The sequence below is a fragment of the Nocardia sp. NPDC059691 genome, assembly GCF_042733915.1.
Classification (GTDB): domain Bacteria; phylum Actinomycetota; class Actinomycetes; order Mycobacteriales; family Mycobacteriaceae; genus Nocardia; species Nocardia sichangensis.
Genome location: NZ_JBHWFB010000004.1, coordinates 274639 through 299957, shown reverse-complemented (window position 1 = coordinate 299957; position 25319 = coordinate 274639). Strand labels below are relative to the sequence as shown.

At 69.1% G+C, this 25319-nt stretch carries 14 protein-coding genes; 7 read left to right on the top strand and 7 right to left on the bottom strand.

Translation table 11 applies throughout. The features are described 5' to 3' along the window. Positions 1-471, bottom strand: a complete 471-nt coding sequence (locus tag ACFV2O_RS11660) for a MarR family winged helix-turn-helix transcriptional regulator (protein ID WP_379251764.1) — start codon at positions 469-471, stop codon at positions 1-3. Positions 472-746: 275 nt separating this feature from the next. On the opposite strand from ACFV2O_RS11660, the gene ACFV2O_RS11655 reads away from it, so the two are divergent. From ACFV2O_RS11655 to ACFV2O_RS11640, 4 genes are all read left to right on the top strand, one after another. Continuing rightward, positions 747-2423 (top strand): fumarate hydratase, encoded by a 1677-nt coding sequence (locus ACFV2O_RS11655; protein WP_356962016.1) that lies wholly within the window; start codon positions 747-749, stop codon positions 2421-2423. A 136-nt stretch (positions 2424-2559) separates the two neighbouring features. Continuing rightward, entirely contained in the window at positions 2560-3024 is a 465-nt protein-coding gene (locus ACFV2O_RS11650) for a hypothetical protein (RefSeq protein ID WP_379251763.1), read from the top strand. A 681-nt stretch (positions 3025-3705) separates the two neighbouring features. Then, a complete protein-coding gene (locus tag ACFV2O_RS11645; RefSeq protein WP_379251762.1) occupies positions 3706-5538 on the top strand; it encodes an ABC transporter ATP-binding protein in 1833 nt (610 codons plus the stop codon). 268 nt (positions 5539-5806) lie between these two features. Next, a complete protein-coding gene (locus ACFV2O_RS11640) occupies positions 5807-6226 on the top strand; it encodes a M15 family metallopeptidase (protein WP_355077684.1) in 420 nt (139 codons plus the stop codon). 90 nt (positions 6227-6316) lie between these two features. Here ACFV2O_RS11640 and ACFV2O_RS11635 read toward each other — a convergent pair whose 3' ends face one another. The 4 genes from ACFV2O_RS11635 to ACFV2O_RS11620 all read right to left on the bottom strand — a co-directional run bounded on the left by ACFV2O_RS11635 (position 6317) and on the right by ACFV2O_RS11620 (position 14879). Further along, complete coding sequence (locus ACFV2O_RS11635) at positions 6317-10507, bottom strand: TIGR02680 family protein (RefSeq protein WP_379251761.1); 4191 nt, start codon at positions 10505-10507, stop codon at positions 6317-6319. Between the two features lie 3 nt (positions 10508-10510). Next, a complete protein-coding gene (locus ACFV2O_RS11630; RefSeq protein WP_379251760.1) occupies positions 10511-11935 on the bottom strand; it encodes a TIGR02678 family protein in 1425 nt (474 codons plus the stop codon). Next, complete coding sequence (locus ACFV2O_RS11625; protein WP_379251916.1) at positions 11935-13584, bottom strand: TIGR02677 family protein; 1650 nt, start codon at positions 13582-13584, stop codon at positions 11935-11937. The genes ACFV2O_RS11630 and ACFV2O_RS11625 overlap by 1 nt, the downstream gene beginning before the upstream one ends. A 155-nt stretch (positions 13585-13739) precedes the next feature. Next, on the bottom strand, positions 13740-14879 hold the full coding sequence (locus ACFV2O_RS11620; protein ID WP_355077686.1) for an XRE family transcriptional regulator: 1140 nt from the start codon (positions 14877-14879) through the stop codon (positions 13740-13742). A 331-nt stretch (positions 14880-15210) separates the two neighbouring features. Here ACFV2O_RS11620 and ACFV2O_RS11615 point away from each other — a divergent pair, with 331 nt between their 5' ends. Further along, complete coding sequence (locus tag ACFV2O_RS11615) at positions 15211-15516, top strand: hypothetical protein (protein ID WP_350901430.1); 306 nt, start codon at positions 15211-15213, stop codon at positions 15514-15516. Here ACFV2O_RS11615 and ACFV2O_RS11610 read toward each other — a convergent pair. After that, positions 15418-18009, bottom strand: a complete 2592-nt coding sequence (locus ACFV2O_RS11610; protein WP_379251759.1) for an AMP-binding protein — start codon at positions 18007-18009, stop codon at positions 15418-15420. The genes ACFV2O_RS11615 and ACFV2O_RS11610 overlap by 99 nt on opposite strands. A gap of 114 nt (positions 18010-18123) precedes the next feature. After that, positions 18124-19008, bottom strand: a complete 885-nt coding sequence (locus ACFV2O_RS11605; protein ID WP_379251758.1) for a PAC2 family protein — start codon at positions 19006-19008, stop codon at positions 18124-18126. A 167-nt stretch (positions 19009-19175) separates the two neighbouring features. Between ACFV2O_RS11605 and metH the strand changes: the two genes are divergently transcribed. Together metH and ACFV2O_RS11595 are read left to right on the top strand one after the other, a co-directional pair. Further along, positions 19176-22772, top strand: a complete 3597-nt coding sequence (gene metH / locus ACFV2O_RS11600; protein WP_379251757.1) for a methionine synthase — start codon at positions 19176-19178, stop codon at positions 22770-22772. Positions 22773-23426: 654 nt separating this feature from the next. Continuing rightward, positions 23427-25247 (top strand): protein kinase, encoded by a 1821-nt coding sequence (locus ACFV2O_RS11595; protein WP_379251756.1) that lies wholly within the window; start codon positions 23427-23429, stop codon positions 25245-25247. The last annotated feature ends 72 nt before the right edge of the window (positions 25248-25319 follow it).

The following is a 25319-nucleotide window of genomic DNA, read 5'->3' as shown; positions in this document are numbered from 1 at the left end:
TCAGCTCTCGGCCGCCGCCCGCCGGTGGTGCGCGAGCAAGGTGTCGTAGATGTCTGCCAGGGCGGCGAGCTGCTGGCGATCGAGGATGTCGATCATGTGCCTGCGCACGCTCTGCACGTGCGCGGGCGCGGCGTCGGTGAGCACATCGGCGCCGAACGGGGTGAGCTTGGCGGCGGTGCGGCGGGCGTCGTCGGGGATCGGCTCACGGACGACCAGCTCCCGTTTCTCCATGCGGGTGATCTGGTGGGAGAGCCTGCTCTGCGACCACTCGAGCTTGGCCGCCAGATCGGCGAAGGTGAGCCGGTGGTCCGGTGACTCGGCCAGATAGGCCAGCACCGAGTATTCGACGTAGGTGAGGTTGGACTCCTTGGTGGAATCCCGCCCGACCGCCGCGGCGATGAGGTCGCGGGTGCGCACGAAACCCAGCCAGGCGCGCATCTCGACGTCATCGAGCCATTGGGGATCGGTCACGACAGCGCTCCAAACTCCGATTTGTCCCAAGATCGTTCCGTGTCGCGATGTGCGGCGCGGAACGGTCCGCGCGCGGCCGGACTCGGCCGCCCGAACGCTTTCTCAGAGATGAGAGGTAGCATCACCGGGGTTGAACGTGCAACCTTTGCTGGCCAACTGTCCGAGATAGGGTTGCCTAACCAGCAGGGGCGTGCGCGGCGGTGACTAGGCTCGCTGTGCTCGTGACCAGCCCGGCCGTTCGCGGTTGTTCGGGCCCGTTCGAAGGAGTGCGACTGGTGACCGCGCCGGAGTTCCGTTATTCAGACCTGCTGCCCATCGGCGCGGACGATACCCCCTACCGGTTGCTCACGACGGAGGGCGTCAGCACGTTCGAGCACAACGGGCGCACCTTCTTGCAGGTCGCCCCGGAGGCGCTGCGGCTGCTCACCGAAACGGCGATGCACGACATCAGTCACTTCCTGCGTCCGGCGCATCTGGGCCAGTTGCGCAAGATCATCGACGACCCCGAGTCCAGCGGCAACGACCGCTTCGTCGCGCTCGATCTGCTCAAGAACGTCAACATCTCCGCGGGCGGCGTCCTGCCGATGTGCCAGGACACCGGCACCGCGATCGTGATGGGCAAGAAGTCCGAGGGCGTGCTGACCGGCGCCGACGACGCGGAATGGATCAGCAGGGGCGTGTTCGACGCCTACACCAAGTTGAATCTGCGGTACTCGCAGCTGGCGCCGATCACCATGTGGGAGGAGAAGAACACCGGTTCGAACCTGCCCGCGCAGATCGAGCTGTACTCCACCGCGGGCGATCCGGCGAACCCCGCCTACAAGTTCCTGTTCATGGCCAAGGGCGGCGGGTCGGCGAACAAGTCGTTCCTGTACCAGGAGACCAAAGCCGTCCTGAACCCCGCGCGGATGCTGGAGTTCCTCGACGAGAAGATCCGCTCGCTCGGCACCGCGGCTTGCCCGCCGTACCACCTCGCTGTCGTGATCGGCGGCACCAGCGCCGAGTTCGCTTTGAAGACGGCGAAATACGCCTCCGCGCACTACCTCGACAACCTGCCCACCGAGGGCTCGCTGTCGGCGCACGCCTTCCGTGATCTGGAACTGGAGGAAGAGGTCTTCAAGCTGACCCAGTCCTTCGGTATCGGCGCCCAGTTCGGCGGCAAGTACTTCTGCCACGACGTGCGGGTCGTGCGTTTGCCCCGGCACGGCGCCAGCTGCCCGGTCGCCATCGCGGTGTCCTGCTCGGCCGACCGGCAGGCGCTGGCCAAGATCACCGCCGAGGGTGTGTTCCTGGAGCAGCTCGAGCGCGAGCCCGCGCAGTACCTGCCCGAGCAGACCGACGCGATCCTCGGTGGCGACGTGGTGCGCGTGGACCTGAACCGGCCGATGGACGAGATCCGTGCCGAATTGTCCAAATATCCGGTGAAGACCAGGCTTTCGCTGACCGGTCCGCTGGTCGTCGCCCGGGACATCGCGCACGCCAAGATCAAGGAGCGGCTCGACGCGGGCGAGCCGATGCCGGACTATCTGCGCGACATGGCCGTCTACTACGCGGGCCCGGCCAAGACGCCGGAGGGTTACGCGTCCGGCTCGTTCGGCCCGACCACCGCGGGCCGGATGGACTCCTACGTCGACCAGTTCCAGGCGGCGGGCGGCTCGTTCGTCATGCTCGCCAAGGGCAACCGTTCCGCGCAGGTCACCAAGGCGTGCAAGGAACACGGCGGCTTCTATCTCGGTTCGATCGGCGGGCCCGCGGCGCGGCTGGCGCTGGACTGCATCAAGTCGGTCGAGGTGCTCGAATACCCCGAACTGGGCATGGAAGCCGTCTGGAAGATCGAGGTCGAGGACTTCCCGGCGTTCATCGTCGTCGACGACAAGGGCAACGACTTCTTCGCCGAAACGCAGAAGCCGATCGCGCTGCGCGTGCGCACCCGCTCCAAAGAGCGCGTCTGAGCCGTCGTCCGGGCCTGCCTGGCAGGCCCGGACACGACGATGTCACCCCGATCACCGGGGCGGTGGTGCGGTCGCAGCGGGCACGCTTAGCGAAGAACTTCGTCGATTTCCGCACCGATGCAGGTCGAGGAGAGCTATGAGCACGTCCAGGCCAGTACCGACGGCGTTGTGTATCACCGAGTCGGCCGCCTCCCGGTTGGCCGATCGCGCTGCCCGTGAGGGAACCAGCTGTACCACACTGCTCGATCGGCTGATCCACGAAGGCGTCGACCAGCTCGACCACCCCGGAATCGTCTTCCGCGGCCCGCTGCACGACCGGCGCGCTGCGTTGACGGCCGGTCCGGAGGTTTGGGAAGTCGTTGCGCGCCTGCGCGAATTGGACGGACCGCTGGAACGCCGGATCGCCGTGCTCAGCGCCAAATCGGACCTGCACGCGAGCAAGATCAGGCTGGCGCTCGCGTATGCCCGCGCGCACGGCGGTGCGATCCTGGAGCGGATCGCGCGCAACAGGGAAGCGGCGGAGTCGATTCGCCGGGCAGGTGTGCGGATGACCGCGCCGCCGTCGCGTCCGAGCGCGCTGGGCGGCCCGCCGGGAATGTGACCGGTCCGTATCGTCTGATGCGGCCGATCTTCACATGACTGGGGAGGGAATGTGAAATTCCCGACATCTGTGGATGATTCACCCGATTCACGGGCGGCTGGCGGCGCGAGCCACGGCCGCCCGCGGTGTGTCTACGGCTCGAAATGGTTCGCCGCGCCCGGATCGCGGGGATTCGCGGAATATGTCCGTGCTGATGTCTTGGTCCGGGTATGCCTGACATACCGGCCGAAAGGGACGCATCGCCTCGCGAAAGTTTCTCGCGGAGGCTCGATCTCATCCCTCCGGTTGTCCACGACAGGGCACAAATCACCCAAAAGTCGCTTATCGGCGGCCAATTCGCGATTGGTAGCAGGTTGAATGCCGTAGTGATCCACAACACATCCACAGATTGTGGACATCACTCGTTCCAGGATGGGCGAAATGTTTGCCGCAAGAGGACAATTGGTCGCATAACGGACATAGCAGATGAGTATTATCCCAAGTTGTGGAGTTTTCTGTGGAATTCGCTGACTGTTGTCCACACCTGCAGTGCGCTGCATGTGGAGTAGTGCGCCAGTTGGATGCCCCGGCTGAAGTCGATCTTGTGTCTCGCAACACGCCGAGGCGGAAGCGGATGATTGTCCGCCCACGCACCGTTCGAAGCCGGAATGAACTTGTTCGCCTACCCTGAACCGTACGACTATGGCAGTGGATCGATATCTGCTTCATCGGTCGGACACAGGGGGTGAAGTGTCGGAATTGCGGCGCGAGGACCGAGTTCGGTACCGCGATCTGGCCGCTCTACTGCGGCGGCACGCAAGGGAAGTCGGTGCCGGTGCCCTGTTGCTGCTGGCGGGTACCGGCGCGGGCCTCGTGCAGCCTTGGGTGACCATGCGGATCATCGACGCGGTAGCCGGTCGGCACGCGATAGCCGGGCTCGTGGCATCGCTCATCGTGGTGTTCGTCGCACAAGCGCTGTTCGAGACCTGCGGCGACTTTCTCGTATCGCGCACCAGCGAACGAGTGGTATTCGATCTGCGTGCGCGTGTCGTCGAGCGCTTGCTGCGGGTGCGAATGCCGGCACTGGACCGCATGCGGATCGGGGATCTGACATCCAGACTGGGCGCCGATACCTCGGCGATGCGCGAGCACGCGGTGACGAGCGTGGTGCAGTTGGGAATATCGGTGGTCTCGGCGATCACGGCGTTGGCGGCCATGGTCTGGCTCAGTCCGTTCATGACCGTGGTGACCCTGGTCACCATCGCCACGGCAGGATTGCTGGTGGCGGCTGCTCTGGCGGGGATCAGAACCGCCTCGGAGAGCGCGCAGACCGGTGTCGGAGAACTCGCCGCCGACACCGAACGAGCCCTGAGTTCACTGCGAACGGTGCGCGCGAGTTCCGCTGAGGACCGGGAAGCGGCTCGCCTCATCGCGAAGGCGGCCCAGGCGTTGCACAGCGGTGTCCGCGCCGCGCGCATGGAGGCGATCATCCGCCCGGCGAGTTCGGCGGCGGTCAACGGGTCGTTTCTCGCTCTGCTGCTGATCGGTGGTATTCGCGTGGCGGGCGACCGGATGGAAGTCGGTGAACTGGTCGGGTTCTTGCTGTACGCCACATTTCTGGCCACACCGCTCGCCGGCGCCATCTCGCTGCTGGGATCGATACAGAAAGGGATGGGTGCGTTCCAGCGCGTCGCCGAAGCGCTTCGGGTCGACATCGAAGACGACACCGGTACCGAGGGTCCCGCCACGCTGACCGGTCTCGGGAAGGGGCAGGCGGTGGTGCACGATGGGCGGCGCAGACCGGCCACGGTAGAACTCCGCACGCTCACCTTTTCCTATGAGCCGTCACGCCGAGCGCTCGACGAAGTGTCTTTCACGGTGCCGGGTGGCGAACAAGTCGCGTTGGTCGGTCGATCCGGCAGTGGTAAAAGCACGGTGTTGTCCCTGATCGAGCGTTTCTATGAGCCCGATGGCGGCGTGATCCTCCTCGATGGTCACGACGTGTCTCGCCTCCATCTGCCTCCCTATCGGCGTCGCATCGCCTTCGTGGAGCAAGGCGCTCCGATCCTGCACGGTTCGGTGCGGGAGAACCTCCCCTACGCCCATCCGCACGCCACCCAGCGGCAGGTCGAGCGCGCGGTCGAGCTCGCCGGTTTCGAGGATGTCCTCGCCCGGCTCGACGGCGGCATGGACGCGCAGGTCGGCGAGCACGGACAGTCCCTGTCGGGCGGCGAGCGGCAGCGTTTGGCGATCGCACGCGCGTTGCTGACCGAGCCCGACCTGCTTCTGCTGGACGAACCGACGTCGAACCTGGACCCGATCAGCGAGGCGGCTGTCTTGCGGACGTTGCGCGAACTGCGCGGACGTTGCACCGTTCTCGTGGCCGCCCATCGGTATTCGACGATTCGGGACGTGGACAGTGTCGTGGTGCTCGACGGCGGACGTGTGGAAGCGATCGGAACCCATGACGAGCTGATGGCCTCGAGCGAGTACTACCGCGAGCTCGCGAAGGACACGATCCCCGCATCCGCGTGAAGCCTCCGCACCGCCCGGGCTGCCGAGCCGGCTCCGGTGCGGCGGCGACCTGCCTCCTGCCGTGCGCCGGTCACCGCGAAAGTCCTGCCCCGGTAGCGCGGGAGCGCGTTGCGATCGGGGCATATCCGGCATAGGTGATCGCAAGCGATAGCATCGGCGCATGGTGTTCGGGAATGCTGGGCGGAGTCGGGTGGCGGCGGGACTATCGGTGGCAGTGCTTCCGGCGCTGGTCGCGGTCGGTTTTTCGGCGGGGGAGGCGCAGGCCGACATGGCAGTCGCCATCGAGCAGCGCGAGTCGGTGGGTTCGGCGACGGGAACCGAAGGGCTCGATCCCAAGCTGGCGCTGGCCTACACGTTGGCCGAACGCGAGGCGCACGCGCAGGGGGTGCCGCTGTCCATCACGTCCGGGTACCGGACGCCCGCCGAGCAGCAGGCGCTGTGGGAGGACGGTGTGGCGACCTACGGGCCGGACAACGCGCGCCGCTGGGTCCTGCCGCCGGAGGAGTCCACCCACGTGTCCGGAGACGCCATCGATGTCGGTCCGCAACAGGGCGCGCGGTGGCTCGAGACGAACGGCTACCGATGGGGGCTCTGCCGCTCGTTCGAGAACGAGTACTGGCATTTCGAGCTGCAGACCGCGCCGGGCACACCGTGCCCGCCCATGCTCCCCGACGCCAGCGTGCGGTGATCGGGTCGGTTCGGCAGAATACGGCCACTTCGAAGGCGGCCCGCTGCGACCTCCCGGACCGAGCCGACGATCAACCCCGCCCGGAGGCGATCAGCTCACCGGCGTGAGTTCCAGCCCGCCCTCGATCGTGGTGGGAAGCCTGCGCCGGTCGGGGGAGCCGAGCGCGGCGGTGAGATCCGTTCCGTCGTGTTCGGCGAGCAGGTCGCCGCTGTCCCACACCAGCAGTGTCGCGCTGACGGTGTTCTCGGCCGCCGAGTGCGCCAAGTCGTAGTGCGCGCACGCCGGGACATGCGGATAGGTGATCCACAGGTCGTAGCCGGTCATGAACAGATCGAGATCGAATTGCACACTCAGTCCCAGCAATTCGCTGCGGCCGTTGTCGTCGACGCCCGCGAACGCCTCGTCCAGGGCCAGTAGTCGCGGGGCCTGCGGGTCGGCGGAATCGAGCATGACGTGCGCCGCGGCGAACAGCGGCAGGTGCAGCGACACCGACTGCTCGCCGCCGGAGAGCGCGCTGTGCCTGGCCACGGTGAGCTTGTCCTCGCTGCCGTCGGCGGAGATCAAAGTGAACGAGAACACCCGCCAGGTGCGATAATCCAGGGTCGCGGCCAGGATCTCGGGGTAGGAGCGTTCCGGGTGCGCCGCCCGCGCCGCCCTGATCTCGGAGGCGAAGTGCGCCCGGATCGCCGCGAGATCCTCCGCCGTCAGCGCCGACGCGTCCCGGTCGAGCAGCTTGCACATCGCCCGCGCCGCGTCGGACAGGCTGTCGGCCAGCACCCAGTGCACGCCGATGGTGTTGCCCGAGGACATCCGCCGCTGCTTCATCTCCGCGCCCATCCTGGCGATGAGATCGCGCGCGTCGCTGGTGCGTTCGTGGATCTGCTGGGCCAGGCCGGTCAACAGGGCATCCTCCAGGATGCGGCGCTCGGCGTCGGTCAGCAGCAGTTCCTGATCCCGCCGGGCGGCGTCGACACGGGCGGCGAAGTCGGCCAGCGCGGAAACCCCGTGTTCGTCGTGCACCTGGACGACGGTGAGGCCGTCGGCGGCGTCCCATTGCAACCGGTAATCGCGGCCCGAGCCGGCCAACGCCGCGTCGAACTCCTGCAACGCCCCGGTCACCGCCGTGCGCGTGGACTTGCGCGTCGCCTCGCTCGCGCGCACCGCTGCCGTGGCCGCCGAGAGGCTGTCGAACAGCGCGGCGACTTCGTCCGGCAGCACCCGCGGTGAGGCCTCCGGCCCCGCCGTCGCGATCCGGTACAGCAGTTGCTCGGGCGTCGACCACGCGGCGTCGCTGCCGGGCCAGCGTCCCTCGGCAGGGGCGCCGAGCAGCGTGAGCAGATCCGGCTGAGCGTACGGCGCGAGGGCTTTCACCTCCGCCAGCACCTCGGTCAGCGCGGTGGCCAGCGACTCGTGCGCGGTCCGGTACGCGGCTTCGGCGTCGCCGACCGCCTCGATGGCCTGGTTGGCGGCCTTGCGCGCGGCCTTCTGCTCGACCTTGGTCGCCTCGATCCGCTGCCGGGCCTGCTCCAATTCGCGGTCGATGTCGGCCGCGCCTGCGCCGAGGGCATCGCGCAGGGTCTCGAGTTTGCGCAATTGCTCCTGGTAGCCGGTGCGCGCGGCCTCGGCCTCTTCCGCGAACGCCTCGGCCAGGTCGGTGGCTTCGGTCAAGCGGTCGTCGGCTTCGCGTTCGCGCTCTCGTTCCCGCTCGTGGTCGCCGCGCAACCGCAGCAATCCCGTGCCGGTGTTCTCGAAGTGCCGGATGGCGGCGGCGAGGGCGTCGATCTCGCGCGCCGTGCGCGGTGTGCGGTGTGCGGTGGCGGCGGCGCGTAGTTTCTTCTCCGCGGCGGACACGTCCGCGACCGCCTGGTCGAGTTCGCGCTCGGCGTGGGCGGCGGCCTCCGCACGCGACCGCAGCACGCCCGCGGCCTCTGACACCGCGCGCAGCGCCGTGGTCACCGCGGTCGGACGCGGAAGCGCCTTGGCGGCGGCGGAGATTCGCGCGAGTTCGGCGGTGGCGGCGGCCTCCCGCTGTCCGGCGGCGCTCCGGTCCGCCTCGGCGGCCGCCACCGCCGCGGTCAACTCGGCCGAGCGGAGCTCGCGGCGTCTGGCTCGCGCGGTGGCGCCGATGAATTCCGCGTCGGTCTTGCGGTGGCGGCCGATCTGCACGCCTTGCCGGAACGCGCCGTTCGCTCCGATCGTCACCGCGCCGCTCGGCTCGCCCGCGTCCTCGTGCAGGGCGATGGAAGCGAGCACATCGGCCACGACCTGCCGCGGCACCGCCAGCGTGTCCGAATCGTCTTCCACGATAAGCACGTCGGCGAGCGTGCGACCGGCCGGGCGGTCCGATGCGGGCAGCGGCAGCAGGAACTGATCGGATTCGTAGTCCGGCGGCAGCTCGCCTTCCGGGCACACCCAGGCGTCCAGCAGATTCGCCGCGTGCAGCGCGGCCTCGATGCCCGCCGCGGCCTCGGGCGGCACGTCGTCGGCGAAGCGCACCAGCCGCCACAGCGCGGCGCCGGACCGGTCACCGGTCCGGCCGGAGCGGCCCGCGAATACCGGTGGCGCGTCGTCGCGCCGGGCCGCGACCCGCTCGAGTTCGGCGGTCAGCTCCTCGACGCGGGCCGTGGCCGAGGCCACCTGGGCGCGTGCCTCTTGGCGGCGGGTGCGGGTCTCCTCGAGCAGGGATTCCGTGCGATCGGACAGCACTTCGGCCACGGTGGGCGCATCCGAACCGGCCTCGGCCAGCGCCGAGTTCAGCGCTTCCAACAGGCCGGTGCGCACCGGGGTGTAGACCGCGCGGTGCTCGTCCCACCAGGTCCGCAACGCGGCCGCGGCCTCGGAGCGGGTCAAGGCGACCGTCGCTTCGGCGTGCGCGACCTCCGCCGCGGCGGCGTCACGCAGTTCCCGCGCGCGCTCGGCCAGCCGCTCGGCCCTGGTGCGTTCGGCGGCAGCGGTGTCCACCGCGCCCACCGCCTTGCGCACCGCGCGCACATCGACGTCGCGCTCCTCGGCGTGCCCGCGCACCGCCGCGGTGAGCTGCTCGGCCCGCGTCGACGCCGGCAGCGGCGTCCATGCGATCCCCGCCTCCTCGGCGGCGGCGCGCAGATCGTCCTCGCCGCGGGCGAGCGCGGCGGCGGCGGTGCGCACCGCGGTGCGTGCGCGCTCGGCCTCCTGGGTCCGCTGGTCCAGGGTCTGGCGGGACTTGAGCGCCTTGTCGGCGTGCACGCCCGCCGAGGTCTCCAGGCGACGCACCGCGTCGGCCAGGTCGTCGAGCTGCTGTTTGCCCTCGTAGGCGCTGGAACGCTGGAGATTCTCCCGGTCGGCGATTGCCTGCTCGTAGGCGCGGTCGGCGTCCTCGGCCCGAGCCTCGGCCGTGGCACGCTCGGTCTCCCTGCGCTCGCGCAGCGCGGTGGCGGCGAACAGCGCGGTGCTCGCGTGGGTCACCGCGTCGAGCCGCGCCCGCACCTGGTCGACATCCGTCTTCGCTTGAACCGCGAGGTATTTGCGATACACCTCGACGAAAGCCCTGGTCGCCGTGTCGGCGTGCACCAAACCCTCCAGGGTCCGGCCGACCTCCTCCATATCGCTGAACGAGCGAGCGGCGTCCAGGATCAGTTGCTCGTCGAGCGGGCGCAGGCCGTCGGTGAGCGCCTGCGACAAACCGCGCGGGTCGAGGTTCTTGGCCAGCTGCGGGCGGCGCAGCGTGAGGATCAGATTGATCAGCTGGTCGTAGCGCTGCGTCCCGAGGCCGAACATGCGAGCGTCGATCGCGTTGCGATAGTCCACCGGCCGGTCGACGATCGAGTCGGTGCCGATCTGCTCGGCCAGCTGCTTGCGGGTGAACGGCCGATCGTCCGCGCCGATCAGGGAGAAGTCGATCCCGACCCGGCCGTCGGCGACGAAATACCAGCGGGTCACCTTGTCCGAGGAACGGGTGGCGCGCATGCCGATGCCGACGGTGACCGCCTCGGGGTCTTCCCAGCGACCGCGCGCGAACTCCATCCAGACATAGGAGTACGCCGAGTCCTGCTTGCGGTAGAGCAGGTTCGACTTCATCGTGCGTTCCTCGCCCGCGAACGGGTTCAGCCTGCGCGGCTCGATCCGTCCGTCCAGAACGAAGGGGAACAGCACCTCCAGCGCTTTGGTCTTGCCCGACCCGTTCGGCCCGCGCAGGACCAATCTGCCGTCCGCGAAACAGAACTCCTGGTCGCGGTAGTCCCACAGGTTGACGATCCCGGCGCGGGTGGGGGTGAACCGCACTCCGCCGTGAATGAGCGACATTCGTCAGTTCCCTTCCGTCCCGGTGCCGCCGGGCCCGTAGGTGTCGGCCGCGGTGACGAACAGCTCCGCGGCCCGCTTGGTGCGGACCGTGACGACCGCGCCACGGTAGCGGGCCAGTGCGGGCAGCACGAGCAGTCCGTCCTCGACCATCCGGATCAGCCGCAGTCGTTCCAGCAGCGCCACCACCTCGGTGGTGAGGCGAGGAACGTCGGCCTGCCATTGCGCGGCGAACGTCGTGCCGTAGCGATCGGCCAGCGCCTGCACCGTCTCATACAGCCAGGCCCGGTCGATCAGCGGATAGCCTGCTGCGACAGACCGGTCTGTCTGCTCCGCTGCATCCGTCGCCGAATCCGGTTCGGCGGCGGACGAATCCGGCGAACGCGGCTCCGCGAGCGGCGCGAACAGCGTGGATTCGGGAATGGCTTCATCGAGCTGGTCGGCCAGTGCCGCATCCGTGTCCGGGCCGGCGTGGCGCCGCGGCAGCGGGTGATCGATGTCCAGCACGCGGTCGGCGATCTCACCGGCCAGCAGCAAGGCGACCTGCGCGAGCGTCCCGGTCCCCGGAAAGCGGACGTCCGACAGCCGCCCCGAGGTGTCGATCAGCGCCACGCCCTCCGCGCGGCGTTCGGCGCGCAGCCCGGTGAACAGTTCGACCTCCGCGACGATCCGCTCCTGGGCGAGAACAGGACGCTCTTCGGGTGCGAGATCCTCTGCGTACACCACCGGATGCTCCACCAGCGCCCTGCGTACCCGGCGGGCGATCTCGGCGGTGGTTGTCGCGTGCGCGGAAACACCGCCGACCATGGGCTCTTCGGTGAGCAACCCGCGCACGCCGTGCAGATGTTGCAGGGCCCGCGGCGGCCGGAACAGCGCGAAGACCACCGGCCGGTCGATGTCGTAGAGCGCCTCACCGGCCTCCGGATCGCTGGCCCAGCCGCCCGCGTCACCGTCGGCCAGGCCAAGCGCGCCGCGCACGGTCAGCCAGCCCACCGCGTCGACGAACGCGTCGCGGTCGGCGGCCCGGTCGGTGGCGAGTTCCAGTCCCTCCACCCGGTTCGCGTAGGCGGCGACCTGATCGGCCAGCTCCGACAGCGTGATCTGGTCCCCGGCGCGCCCCAGCGCGGCCAGCGCGAGAGCCAGGTAGGCGTAGCGGCGGCGGTCGAAGACGCGCTCGGCGGCGGTACGCGCGGGTCTGCCCGCGTCCAGGCGGTCGACGACCGGGAAGACCCGCGCGGTGGTCTCGGTGACTTCCAGCCGGTACCCGAACAATTCGGCGAGGTCCTCGCGCAGCTCGGTGGCCCAGCGCCGGATCAGCGGCAGCGCGATCCGGTCCGGATAGGCGCGGGTCACCAGGTGGTTGGCCAGGACGACTCGGGCGGCGCGTTGGTAGTTGTCCAGCGCGAGCGCATCGATGGTGCGTGCGTGCATCAGCTGTGCTCCCCGCCCGGACGGGGCCGGCTTCCGGTGGTCTGCTCGATCTTCAGTGTCCGGTTGTTCAACCGCAGCAGTCCCCGGGTGGTGCGCACGATGGTCGGACCGTCGTGCTCGGACACCGTCAGGGTGACGCCGCTGTCGGAGCCGGTGGTGCCCGCCACCCGGCCGCGCACCGGAACCCACGCGGTGGACGCGGCGTCCAGCAGCCGCAGCAGCACCTCGGTCTCCCGGTCGTCCAGCACTCGTTCGTGCACGTCGCCGGAAGCCAGCGACCTGGCGGCCTCCGCGCGGGCCCGCTGCGCGTCCAACTGCGCCTCGCGCAGACGCCGGATACCCGCGTCGTTGCGGTGGATACGGGCGGGCGCACCCGCGGAGGGCGGGCGTCCGGTCTCGGCGAGCGTGCGCGAGATCTCCAACGGCGGTGCGTCCCACCAAGATCGAATCGCCGGTATCACGTCGGCGTCCGGGTGCTCCATCGCCAGGTGCCGCGGCTTGCCCAGCCCGAACACCGCGTCGAACAGCGCGTGGGCGCTGTCCACGGTCGGCGCCGCGGTGAACCAGCCGGCCAGATGCCGCAGCGCCGACTCCCGGCTGACCCCGCCGCGCCGCGTCTCGGTGACCCGCCGCAGCAGCGACAGCACCGCGGCGATCGCGCTCATGGTGGCCTCACGTAACCGCTCGGCCTCCGTCGTCCCCGCCTGTTCACCGCCGGACGCGACGAACCAGGTCCGCAGTCCGTCCCACCTGGCCTGCCAATCCGACCGGCGTTCCTCGACACTCAGCAGCACCCGCTCGTCGCAGCGCGCCGCCCGGCCGATCAGGTCGTCGACGCCGGTCTCCTCGATCTCGGCGATCGCGGCCGCCAGCCGCGGGGTGAACCGGGCCAGGTCGAGGCTGAACTCCCGCATGTGCGCCAGCAGGGCGTCCTTGTGCGCGAGAAACGATTCCGGGGTGATCTCGGTGGTGCGAACCAGGTCGCCGAGCCCCAGATAGAAGTGCGCGGCGCGGGCGGCCAGGTCGGATAACGCGATGTCGAGACGGCGCAGCGTGCGGTAGACGCGTTCGGCGTCACCCGCCCGGTTGGCCTCGGCCAGGGTGTGCAGATCGGCCAGCAGTTCCGGCAGCACCAGGCGCGACAACGAAGCTTCGTCGAGGCGGGCGCTGAGCACACCGGCGACTGCCTGATAGGCCTGGAAACCAGCCTGGGAGAACTGGTACACGTAGTGCCGATTACGATATTCGGCCAGCGTCGCGGCGCGGGTTCCGTCGTAACTGCGCTCCAGCATGCCCCACTGGTGCAACTGGTCGAGCAACGGGCCGATCTCGGCCGCGGTCAGCGGGGGCGCCGCGGGTCGGCCGGGTGTCTCCGGGGACCGGTCCGGCGCACCGGTTTCCGGCTCGCCCCCGGGTGGATCCGACGGACGCGTGCGCGCTTGCGCCGGATCCACGCCGGCATTCGTGACCGGTTGGTTCGCAGTGACCGGATCGGGCGTGTGCAGCGTGTTCCCGTTGCGGTCGATCCACTCCGCGACGTCGTCCGCGTGCAGCAGCACCACGTATGCTGCCCGCGCGCCGTCGAACGCGCGCAGCACCCGGAGGTAATCGGCGCGCCGCTCGGCGGTGGCGAAAGAGAACAGCCGCAGCCGGTCGTCCCAGTGGGCGTCGGCCCAGCCGTCATCGGAGTCGGTCACCGGGAACAGGGTAGTAGCGGGCCGATCGCCACCCGCACGACGTTCTGGTGTTCGGCGTGGCCGCGTCCGGTTCGGCACCGTTCGCCGCGGCCGCGGCGCAGGTCGGCTCACTCGACGGACAGCGAACGCAACTGGTCCAGATAAGCGCGGGTGCGCGGATCGCCGGGGAACCGCTCGATGATCTCGCGCGCGACTTCCCCCGCGATCCACATCAGCGAGGGCAACGACCGCCTGCTGCCCGCGAACGCGCGCATGCCCTCGGCCACCGCGAGTTCCAGGTCACGGTCGCGGACCGCGACCACGGCCAAAGTCAGGTGCGCCTCGGAGACCCGCATCGGATTGCGCACGCTGCCGTCCGGGCGGGTGGCGTTGCGGATCACTTCCCGCGCGTAGGTTTCGGCGAGCCGATCCTCGCCCGCGACCCGGCAGCAGTCCATCGCGTAGAAGTCGAACTTGTTCGCATCGATGACGAAATGGTTGTCCAGATTGGCCGGATGATCGAGTCGCTCCAAGATAGCTCGGCCTTCGTCGAGCGCCGCCTCCACCTCGCGCGGGTTGCCCAGCCTGGCCCAGGCTTTGGCGCGCTGGGCGGCGAGCTGGACACCGACGCGCAGGTGCTGGCTTACTTCCAGCGTCGGCTGCACGGTCTCGATGACGCCGCGGTAGTTGCCCTGGGTCAGCGCGAACCACGCGGTCATTTCCGCTGCCCATGCCGCGATCTCGATGTTCTCCGCCTCCTGCGCCAGCGACTGCGCGGCGCGGCGGGTCGCCTCCGCGGCGGTACGCCGGCCGAGGTCGTAGTCGACGCAGCCGACCAGCAACGCCACCCATCCGGCGAGAACGAGGATTTCGCGGTGCTGCGCCAGGGTCAGGCGACCGTCCAGCAACGAGGTGATCCTGCGCAGCCACGCGGTGCCGTCGGCGTGCAGGTCGTGCGGGTCGGCGTAGGAGTATTCGCAGCACAGGCGTTCTGCGGTGATGCGGACGGCCTCCAGTGTCACGGAGGACACATCGGACATACGGAGTCGTCCGATGAACTCGAGGGTGTCCATGCCGGTGGCCGAGAGCAATTCGTCGTCCCGGTTCGGTCTGGCCTTGGGAAAGAACGCCGCGGTCACCGTGTCGAAGGTGGCGGCGATGATCGGCGCGTAGAAGTCGTCGGGGCGTGATTCGCCCGATTCCCAACGGCGCCAGTTGCGTAGGAGAGTACTGTCGGTCGGCAGGTTGTGCGAAGACTTTCCACGCATCACGCGAACAGCGTCGGCTTGCGACCACCCCCTCGCGTCACGCTCGGAACGCATTCGGACTGCCCAGACGGGTCGATCGTCGGTAGCGGCCACGTCTGTAGTATCGCACCAGTTAACGTTTGGTGGCCTTAAGAGGGCAGGCAGATGTCCGTGTGTTGACAGCTACTTTCGCGCCGCCGCGTTGTGCATGCTGAACATGGCGCCAGAAGTTAGCCAGCCCCTCCTGTAAGAGCAATTGCAAGTACATCTGCTCTTGCACGAAGCGCAAATACCCCGTAAAACGGGTGGATCCACATAAGAGAACAGCGATCCCAATCCAACGGAGGTTCGGGTGGAAGCGTTGATCTATGGATACTTGCGTGACGATCTGGCCGATGGCCATAGCAAGGAGCTCGAGGCCGCGATGAGCAGCCTCGCCCGCGAGGAAGGGCTGTGCTTCGCCGCAACGTTCCATGAATCGACCGGCGGTGACGGGGCGGCTTTCGCCGAGCTCACGGCGGAACTCAAGCGCGCGGACGCGCACCATGTGGTGGTTCCCTCACTCGATCACTTTGCCGGCCAGACGATTCCGCGCGACATCTTGATCGCCAAGCTGGCTCAGGAGGCGGCGGCGCGGGTGTGGACCGTGGAGAGCTGATCGCCGCGACCGAACTGCCCGGTACCGCCCCGAACCCCAGCGTCGCAGCCCGGTCACCGCGCCGGTGACGAGTACACCCGCTGCCAGGGAAGCGAGCAGCCCCGCGAGCCGGTGCTGTTCGAACAGCGGGTATACCTGCCAATGCAGCAGATAGACGAACAACGAGCCGTCGGCCAGCACCGCGGCGCAGACGGCGACGACGGCGGGAACCCGGACCGCGGACAACCACACCAGCGCGAGCAAGCCCGCCATGATCAAACGTTCCCGTTCGGGAACGCCGAAATAGCCAGGCACCGTGATCAGTACGACGGCACTCACCGTCATCCGCTGCCACATCGACGTCGCCTTCGCCGCCGCCCAGCCGACCGCGAAGAGCCACACCGCCAGCGGAGAGAACGGGATGTCCTTCGCCGAATACAGACCGAACGCTTGGTATCGAAAGACGAGGCTCAGCGCGACCAGCGCCATCGCGAACCAGAACGGCTCGGCACGTTGCCACCGGTCCACCACGGGGATCCGGATCAACAGCGCGGCGGCCAGCATGAAATACACGAGCACCTCGAGAAACCACAGGTGCCCGGCGGTGGCGCTGTCGTGCGGGCCGAGAATCTTGTTCAGTAACAGGACATTCTGCCAGCCGTAGTAGTCGGTGCGGGTCATGGTCAGCGCGACCCAGAGCGCCGTCGGCACCGCGATGTATGCCACGGTGCGCAACGTGTGGCGCAGTCGCTCGGCGGCTGGGGCCGTGGTCACCCCGAACCGCGCGAAGTTGAAGCCGGCCACGCCGAGCAGCACGTGCGCCGCGCCCCAGAGCACGTACACTCCGGCGTGCGAGCTGACGATGAGCACGATGCCGACCGCGCGCAGCAGCGTTCCGGTGTCGAGTGCCCGTCCGAAACGCCTGCGGCCTCGTGGTATCCGTTCCAGTTCCGCCACGGACGTGTTCGGCCAGTCGGTGGGCAGGCGGCCGATCGCCCGCTCCAACCGTGCCGCGGTGGTCACGTAGGTGAGCGAGTTGCCGCCGAGGTCGACGAACGTGCTGTCCGGGTGGACTCGCGCGGGATCGATGCCCAGCGTCGTGGCGTAGAGGGAGCGGATGTCACGTGTCTGCGGCGCGGATCCGGCCAGCCGTCGGATAGCGGGGTAGTCGGGTTTGCCATTCGGTAACCGCGGGATCCGTTCGACCACGTGGACCCGCACGGCGGCGGCGGGCAGGCCGGACAGTCGCGCGGCGAGCTCGGTGAGATCGGACCGCGGGGTCTCCACGGCCACGACGAGGTGCGCGTCGTCGTCCGCGCACCGTGCCGTGAATCCGGCCTCCGCCAGCCCGGATTCGAGACGCTCCAGATCGATGCGCAGTCCGAAGATCTTGGCGAACCGGCTACGCCTGCCGACCACCTGGTACAAGCCCTCGGGTGTGCGTCGTGCCAGGTCGCCCGTGCGCAAGGCATCGACCGCACGGCCGAGGGCGAGGTCTGCGGCGGACTTCGCGTATCCCATCATCACATTGGCCCCGCGATAGACCAGTTCGCGCGGTTCGTCCCCATCGTCGTCGGCTTCCTCGACCGGCTCGAGGGTGAATTCGCCGCCCGGAATCGGGATCCCGATGCAGTCCGGGTGCGCGCTCGCCAGATGCGCGGGCAGATAGGCCATTCGCGCGGTGGCCTCGGTCTGGCCGTACATGACCACGAACTCCCAGCCGTGTTCCCGGCCGAGCGCGGCGTATTCGCGTACCCGCTCCGGCGCCAGTCTGCCGCCCGCCTGGGTGACATAGCGCAGGTGCGGCAGGTCCATACGGGCGAAACCGATGCGGTCCAGCAGTTCGATGGTGTAGGGAACCGCGGCGAACGACGTTGCGCGGCAGTCCCGGAACGCGTGCCAGAACTGCGTGTCCAATACCGACTGGTCGGTGAGCATGAGGCTCGCCCCGCGCCACAGGTGGCTGTGCACCACCGACAGCCCGTAGCAGTAGAACATCGGCAGGGTGGTGGCCGCGCAATCGCCAGGGCCGATGGCCAGGTACTCGGCGATGGCCGCCGCGTTGGAACGCAGGTTCGTCGCCGAGAGCCGGACCAGTTTGGGCGACCCGGTGGAGCCCGAGGTGCTCAGCAGCAGCGCGAGCTCCGGATGCAGGCGATGCGCCGAGCGTTCCCGGACCACCTCGGCGCGCCCGTCTTCGATGAGCACGTCCGGGTTGTAGGCGTCCCGCAACTCCGCAGTGATCTGCTCGGTCAGCAAGACCACGCAGCCGGCGCTGAGCGCTCCGAGGTACGCGACGAGCGAGGAAAGATCGTTGCGCGCGGCGAGCGCGACGAGGCGACGGGCCGGGCCGAGTTCGGCCGCGAAGGACTCGACGAGCGCGGCAAGCCGAGCGTAGGTCACCTGCCGAGTGGGTGGGGATCCGCCGCCGTCCGCGCCCGCACGGTCGGGGCAATGGACGGCGATCCGCTCGTCGAAGGTGCGCAGACGCTCGACGATCGGATGGACGGTCACCGGCGAAAGTGTAGGAGGGAGTCGTTTCCCGACCTGAAGGTGGCCCCCCGGCGAACTTCCGGTGAACCCCGCGGACGCCGGCCGCCCGCACCGAACGCGCCGACGCGCAACCGATCAGAGACCGAAGCTGCCCGGACCCCGTCTGCGCAGGTACTTCTCGAATTCGGCCGCGATGGCGTCGCCGTCGATCTTGGCCATCGCCTCGTTCACGTCGACCGCGGCGTCGCCGCGTTCCTCGAGCGAGCGCACGTACTCGCTGATCTCCTCGTCTCCCACGGTCATCTCGTTCACCGCGGTCTCCCAGTCCTCGGCCTGCTTGGGCAACTCACCCAGCGGCACCTCGATGTCGAGCACGTCCTCGACCCGGTGCAGCAGCGCGATGGTCGCCTTCGGATTCGGCGGCTGGGAGACATAGTGCGGAACGGCGGCCCAGAACGACACCGCCGGGACCCCCGCCTTCACGCACTGGTCCTGCAGCACGCCGGTGATCCCGGTCGGTCCCTCGTAGCGGGTCTGCTCCAGGCTGAACCGCTCGGCCGCTTCTTTGCTGTATGCCGAGCCGGTCACCGGTACCGGACGAGTGTGCGGAGTGTCCGCGAGCAGTGCGCCGAGAATGACCACGGTCTGCACCCCGAGCTGCTCGATGAACTCCAGCAGGTCGCCGCAGAAGCTGCGCCAGCGCATATTCGGTTCGATACCGCGCAGCAGCACCACGTCGCGGTCGCTGCCGGGCGGCGAGCACACCGACAACATCGTCGACGGCCACTGGATTTCCCTGGTCACACCGTCCACCTGACGTACCGTCGGCCGGTTGACCTGATAGTCGTAGTAGTCCTCGGAGTCGAGCTCGGCCAACGGCTCGGCGTCCCAGATCAGTTCCAGATGCTCGACGGCGCCGCTGGCCGCGTCACCGGCGTCGTTCCACCCCTCGAAGGCGGCGACCAGTACCGGATCCCGCAACGTCGGCAGTTCCGGCTCGGGAGTTTCACTGGCGTTCACTCGGTCAGCCTACGGTGTGCGGCGATATGGCGTGTCGTAGAACGGCCGGACGGGGTGGTGTGTTCCGGCGCGCGGACGCGGCGGCTCCGGGCCGCGCGTGTGGTCCAGGACACCGAGCCTCCACGCCGTGGCCTGGATCGTCAGCCCCGCCCACTACGCTGGAACGCATGTCTGCGTCCGTCCCCGCCGAGTTCGACACCACGCTACTCGACACGCTGCGCCGTCGTGTCGTCATCGGCGACGGTGCGATGGGCACCATGCTGCAAGCTGCCGATCTGACCCTCGACGATTTCCGCGGGTTGGAGGGCTGTAACGAGATCCTCAACGACACCCGCCCCGAGGTCCTGCGCGGCATCCACCGCGCCTATTTCGAAGCGGGCGCCGACGCGGTGGAGACCAACACCTTCGGCTGCAACCTGCCCAACCTCGCCGACTACGACATCGCCGACCGGATCCGCGACCTCTCCGAGCGGGGAACCCGGCTGGCCCGCGAGGTCGCCGACGAGATGGGACCGTCTCCCGACGGTACGCCACGCTACGTGCTCGGCTCGATGGGGCCGGGCACCAAGCTGCCCACGCTCGGTCACGCCCCGTTCGCCGCGCTGCGCGACGCCTATACCGAGGCCGCCCTCGGCATGCTGGACGGCGGCGCCGACGCCATCCTCATCGAGACCTGCCAGGACCTGCTGCAGGTCAAGGCGGCGGTGACCGGCAGCAAGCGCGCGATGGCGAAGCTGGGCCGCCGGATCCCGATCATCACGCACGTCACGGTGGAGACCACGGGCACGATGCTGGTCGGCAGCGAGATCGGCGCGGCGCTCACCGCGCTGGAGCCCCTCGGCATCGACATGATCGGCCTGAACTGCGCGACCGGCCCGGACGAGATGAGCGAGCACCTGCGCCACCTGTCGCGGCACGCGCAGGTGCCGGTCTCGGTGATGCCGAACGCCGGGCTGCCGGTGCTCGGCGCGGACGGGGCGGTCTACCCGCTCACCCCCGAGGAACTGGCGGTCGCGCTGCGCGGGTTCGTCACCGAGTTCGGCCTGGCCCTGGTCGGCGGCTGCTGCGGTACCACGCCCGAGCACATCCGCCAGGTCACCGCCGCGGTGCGCGAAGTCGAGCCGGCCCTGCCGCCGATCGCGCAGCGGCGCGCGCCGGTGCACGAGCCGAGCGTGTCCAGCATGTACACCGCGGTGCCGTTCGAGCAGGACGCCTCGGTCCTGATGATCGGCGAACGCACGAACGCCAACGGCTCCAAGGCATTCCGTGAGGCCATGCTCGCCGGGGACTGGCAGAAGTGCTTGGACATCGCCAAGGACCAGACCCGTGACGGGGCACACATGCTCGACCTGTGCGTCGACTACGTCGGCCGGGACGGCACCCGCGACATGTCGGAGCTGGCGAGCAGGCTGGCCACCGCTTCGACGTTGCCGATCATGCTCGACTCCACCGAGGCCCCCGTACTGCGGGCCGGGCTGGAGCACCTCGGCGGGCGTTGCGCGGTCAACTCGGTGAACTACGAGGACGGCGCCGGTCCCGATTCGCGGTTCCAGCAGACCATGCGCCTGGTCGCCGAGCACGGCGCCGCCGTGGTCGCGCTGACCATCGACGAGGAGGGCCAGGCACGCACCGCGGCGAAGAAGGTGGAGATCGCCGAGCGGCTGATCGCCGACATCACCGGCAACTGGGGGCTGTCGGAGAGCGACATCATCATCGACACGCTCACCTTCACCCTGGGCACCGGCCAGGAGGAGTCGCGCCGCGACGGGCTGGAGACCATCGAGGCCATCCGCGAGCTCAAGCGCCGGCATCCACGGGTGCAGACCACCTTGGGTCTGTCCAACATCTCCTTCGGCCTCAATCCGGCCGCCCGGCAGGTGCTCAACTCGGTCTTCATGCACGAGTGCGTCCAAGCCGGTCTGGATTCGGCGATCGTGCACGCCTCCAAGATCCTGCCGATCAGCCGTATCCCGGAGGAGCAGCGCGAGGTCGCGCTGGATCTGGTGTACGACCGCCGTGCGGAGGGCTACGACCCGCTGCAGAAGCTGATGGCGCTGTTCGAAGGCGTGTCCACCTCCTCGTCGAAGGCGTCGCGGGCGGAGGAACTGGCCGCGCTCCCGTTGTTCGAGCGGCTGGAGCGGCGGATCGTCGACGGTGAACGCGCCGGGATGGAAGCCGACCTGGACGCGGCCATGACCGAGGTGCCGCCGCTGCAGATCATCAACGAGACCCTGCTGGCCGGGATGAAGACGGTCGGCGAGCTGTTCGGGTCCGGTCAGATGCAGCTGCCGTTCGTGCTGCAGTCCGCCGAGGTGATGAAGGCCGCCGTCGCGTACCTCGAGCCGCACATGGAGGCCACCGACGACAGTGGCAAGGGCCGCATCGTGCTGGCCACCGTGAAGGGCGACGTGCACGACATCGGCAAGAACCTGGTGGACATCATCCTGTCGAACAACGGCTACGAGGTGGTCAACCTCGGCATCAAGCAGCCGATCGCCACCATCCTTGACGCGGCGGTGGACAAGAAGGCCGACGTCATCGGCATGTCGGGTCTGCTGGTCAAGTCGACCGTGGTGATGAAGGAGAACCTCGAGGAGCTCAACGCCAAGGGCGTGGCCGAGCAGTTCCCGGTGCTGCTGGGCGGTGCGGCGCTCACCCGCTCCTACGTGGAGAACGACCTGACCGAGGTGTACGAGGGCGACGTGCACTACGCGCGCGACGCGTTCGAGGGCCTGCGGCTGATGGACGACATCATGACCCGCAAACGCGGTGGCGACCTCGACCCGGACAGCCCGGAAGCCGTCGCCGAGCGGGAGAAGGCCGCCGAGCGCAAAGCGCGCCACGAGCGCTCCAAGCGAATCGCGGCGGAGCGCAGGGCGAACGAGGCGCCCGTCGTGGTGCCGGAGCGCTCCGACGTCGCGGCCGATCTGCCGGTGCCGGTGCCGCCGTTCTGGGGCACACGGGTGGTGAAAGGCCTCGCGCTGCACGAGTATTCGGGCCTGCTCGACGAGCGAGCGCTGTTCCTGGGGCAGTGGGGCCTGCGTGGGCAGCGCGGTGGCGACGGTCCCGGCTACGAGGAACTGGTGGAGACCGAGGGCAGGCCGCGTCTGCGCGCCTGGCTGGACCGATTGAGCACCGAGGGCGTGTTGCAGCACGCCGCGGTGGTGTACGGCTACTTCCCCGCGGTGTCCGAAGGCGACGAAGTCATCGTGCTGTCCGAACCGGAACCCGATGCGCCGGAGCGGTACCGGTTCACCTTCCCGCGGCAGCAGCGCGACCGGTTCCTGTGCATCGCCGACTTCATCCGTTCGCGGGAGTACGCCCGCTCGACCGGTCAGGTGGACGTGCTTCCGTTCCAGCTGGTCACGATGGGTCAGCCGATCGCCGACTTCGCCAACGAGCTGTTCGCGGGTGACAGCTACCGCGATTACCTCGAGGTGCACGGCATCGGCGTCCAGCTCACCGAGGCGCTCGCCGAGTACTGGCACCGCCGCATCCGCGAGGAGCTCGTCCTCGACGGTCACGCGGTCGCCGACTCCGACCCGGCCGACGTGCTGGAGTACTTCAAGCTCGGCTATCGCGGCGCCCGCTACTCGTTCGGCTACGGCGCCTGCCCGGAGCTGGAGGACCGCGCCAAACTTGTCGACCTGCTCGAAGCCGATCGCATCGGCGTCGTGCTCTCCGAGGAGCTGCAGTTGCATCCGGAGCAGTCCACCGACGCCTTTGTCCTGCTGCATCCGGAGGCGAAGTACTTCAGCGCGTAGCCGTTCGCCGATGCGGCGCGGCGCCGACCTCCGAGGATCTCGGCGCCGCGCTGTCAGCGCGAATGCGGCTGCCCGATCGTCAGGCGCGAGGCTTTGGAAGCCGTATCGGTACGTCGCCTTTGCCGCAGGTCGGCATCGCTGCTTCCGGACGCTCTCGACCGGCCGATCGGTCTGCCGAGTGCCCGGGGCGCGCCATCTTCGTCTCGCGGATCGGGCGTAGGCGCGCGGAGTCCAGCGGACGTGAGCGCCTTTCTCGGCCTGTCCGTCCGTTCGGGTCCGCAGCGGGCGTCGCGGCCGGACGGCGATCAGTGGTGGACTGTGAGCAATAGCGAGATGCTCTCGTGTAGAGGGCCTTTGCTACCTGCCCGGATGTCATGTCTCGCGTGCATCGGGGCGCTCGTCGGCGCGTCACAGTGGCGGGCGCGCGCGGTTTACCTGGGCGATCGTCCGTGCCCGCACCGGGAGGTGGCTGTGTGTCGGGTGGATGTGCCATTGTCGAAGGCGTTGTAACTGCATCCGGGGCAGTCGGCGGATGCGTTCGCGTCCCTGCTCAGTGGTGCAAAGCACCTCGGCGCGTACGCTTTCGGAATTCTTCCGGGCTTGCGTGTGGAGTGCGAGACGGCTAGGCGCGCAAGTAGGAAGAGGCACACCACCATGACGGCGGATCGATTGATCGCGGGACGTTACCGGCTCACGGATCCGATCGGCACCGGCGCCATGGGTGTGGTGTGGCGGGCCACCGACGTCCGGCTGCAGCGCACCGTCGCGGTCAAACAGGTTCTCCTCGGTCCCGGACTCACCGGATCGGCTGCGCTGGAGGCGAAACGGCGTGCCATGCGGGAGGGGCGGATCGCGGCGCGGCTGCACCACCCGAACGCCATCACCGTGTTCGACGTGGCCGAGGAAGACGGCCAGCCCTGGCTGGTCATGGAGTACCTGGACGCGCCGAGCCTGGCGACCAAGCTGTCCGGCAACCGGACGCTGCCGCCGCTGGAGGTCGCCCGGATCGGCGCGCAGGCGGCGAGCGCCTTGGCCGCGGCGCACGACGCGGGGATCATGCACCGGGACGTGAAGCCGGCGAATCTGCTGGTCGCCGACGACGGCACGGTCAAGATCACCGACTTCGGCATTTCCCGCGCGGTCGGCGACGTGACGGTCACGGCCACCGGGTTTCTCGCCGGGACGCCGGCCTACCTGTCGCCCGAGGTGGCGCGCGGCGAGGACCCGGAACCGGCTTCCGACGTCTTCGCTCTCGGTTCGACGTTGTACGCGGCGGTGCAGGGCGCTCCACCGTTCGGTGAGAGCGACAACCCGCTGGCCCTGCTGCACGCGGTGGCGCGGGGCGAAATCCCGCCGCCGGAGGCGGCCGGCTCGCTGGGGCCGGTGCTGATGTACCTGCTCGCCCCGGCCGTCGCCGACCGCCCGACCATGCGGGAGGCGAAAGCGGTCCTCGAAGCCGTCGCGGCGGGACGGGATCTGGAGCTGCCCGCATCGGTGACCAAGGTGATTGCCGCCCCCGCCGCCACGACGACCGTGCTGCCCGACCCCGCCGCTGCCGTATCGCCGGAGCAGTCGGACGACACCGGTGTCACCGCGGTCGTACCCGCCGCTGTGCCGGGTCCGGCCGTGCCGCAAGGAGTTACGTCACGGCCGGTGCCGAGGCGGGCCGGGGTGGCGACGACGTTGCGGAGTGTTCTGAGCGGCCGGCAGCGCCGCCGACTGATCGCCGTGGAAGTCGCCGCGGTGGTCGGGGTGCTGATCCTGGTCGGCATCATCGCAATGCTGGCCGGCGTGGACGGCGAAGGCGGCGACGCGCCGACGTCGTCGGTCGCGCCTCCGGCCGCCGTGGCGCCCGAGAACACGCAGGCGCCGGCCGACGCGGCCGGAACCGAGCCGCGACAGGCGCCGGTACAAGCTCCCGCTCCAGCCCAAGCGCAAACATCCGCCTCCTCGGCGCCCGCGCCCACTTCTGGGCCCGTGCCGGGGCCCGCACCCACTTCGGCGGGTGCCCCGCTGCCCCCGCCTGCCCCGGGAACCACCCCTCCGGCGCAAACGACGAACCCCGCGCCGAGCACCACTCCGCCGCCCAGCACCACGCCGCAGTCCACGTCGAGCCCTGCCCCGACCACCACGGGCCCGGCCACCACCGCGACGACCACCCCGTCCGGTCCGCCGACACCCGACCGGATCGCCTCGTTCATCCAGGGCTACTACGGCATGCTGCCCACCAACGTGTCCGGCGCCTGGACGCAGCTGGCCCCCGGATACCAGGCCAAGACCGGCTACGACTCATACGTGAACTTCTGGGGCACGATTCGTTCGGTGAGCGTGGGCTCGGTTACGCAGAACGGCGCGAATCGGGCGGTCGTCGCGTTGACCTACACCTTGAAGAACGGCACGACGACTTCCGAGAGCCGCTGGATCGAGGTCGTCGGCGACAGTGCCAAGTTGCAGATCGCCGCATCGGGTACCTAGGGGACACGGCCGAGCCTTGGCCTGCGCCATCGAGTAGCCCAGCCATCCGGGGGTGAGCAGGCTCGGCTGCGG